The sequence below is a fragment of the Desulfobacter latus genome, assembly GCF_013389365.1.
Classification (GTDB): Bacteria; Desulfobacterota; Desulfobacteria; order Desulfobacterales; family Desulfobacteraceae; genus Desulfobacter; species Desulfobacter latus.
In genome coordinates, this window is record NZ_JACADJ010000192.1 from 1 (window position 1) to 483 (window position 483).

Here is a 483-nt window from a genome sequence, read left to right on the forward strand (position 1 = left end):
TTTACAATCAACACGGTTTTGTCGATCTGAAACATCTTTTCAGGTGTGCTTTTGCCTACACAGGCGGCATCGAGCCAATGCGTTTTGTGAAGTCCCCTGGTCGTCCGGTTGAATTTTGTCAGACCGCTGGAGCCTGTTTCAACCGGCAGTCCGGTTTTTTTCAAGGTACGGAACAAGTCCCATCGGGTCGTATTGACGGCACCCGCATCCTTGAGCGGCAGTTTGGATTGTTTTTGAATTCGTTTCAACAGTCGCGGTTTCCTTGAAAGGAACTGTTCGAGCGACTTATTACCCTTCTTCCTGTTGCACGCCGTACAGGCCAGTGTCAGATTGCTGACTCTGTTGGAACCGCCTTCCGATTTCGGCACGATATGTTCAATCTCCAATGGGATATCTGTTTTTCCGCAATAGGCACACGTTCTGTCCCATTTTTCCAGAAGGTATTCCCGTACCTCATAACCCATGAGTTCCCCCTGCTGATAC

General features: G+C 49.1%; 1 protein-coding gene. It reads right to left on the reverse strand.

Translation table 11 applies throughout. The features are described from left to right. A partial coding sequence (iscB, locus tag HXW94_RS18950) for an RNA-guided endonuclease IscB (protein ID WP_218576831.1) occupies window positions 1-464 on the reverse strand: 464 nt, incomplete at its 3' end. Window positions 465-483: the final 19 nt, after the last annotated feature.